Consider the following 540-nt stretch of genomic DNA (forward strand, 5'->3'; position numbering starts at 1 on the left):
CGAACTAATATCTTTAGGTAAGGAGGTGATCCAACCGCAGGTTCCCCTACGGTTACCTTGTTACGACTTCACCCCAGTCATGAATCACAAAGTGGTAAGCGCCCTCCCGAAGGTTAAGCTACCTACTTCTTTTGCAACCCACTCCCATGGTGTGACGGGCGGTGTGTACAAGGCCCGGGAACGTATTCACCGTAGCATTCTGATCTACGATTACTAGCGATTCCGACTTCATGGAGTCGAGTTGCAGACTCCAATCCGGACTACGACGTACTTTATGAGGTCCGCTTGCTCTCGCGAGGTCGCTTCTCTTTGTATACGCCATTGTAGCACGTGTGTAGCCCTACTCGTAAGGGCCATGATGACTTGACGTCATCCCCACCTTCCTCCAGTTTATCACTGGCAGTCTCCTTTGAGTTCCCGGCCGAACCGCTGGCAACAAAGGATAAGGGTTGCGCTCGTTGCGGGACTTAACCCAACATTTCACAACACGAGCTGACGACAGCCATGCAGCACCTGTCTCAGAGTTCCCGAAGGCACCAA

General features: G+C 52.4%; 1 rRNA gene. It reads right to left on the minus strand.

Features of this window, described 5'->3' with window-relative positions:
* Positions 1 to 18 precede the first annotated feature (18 nt).
* Positions 19 to 540 (minus strand): 16S ribosomal RNA (locus ACJ8IJ_RS23905); the annotation flags it as partial.

The organism is Serratia sp. CY40230, from assembly GCF_052168835.1.
Classification (GTDB): Bacteria; Pseudomonadota; Gammaproteobacteria; order Enterobacterales; family Enterobacteriaceae; genus Serratia; species Serratia nematodiphila.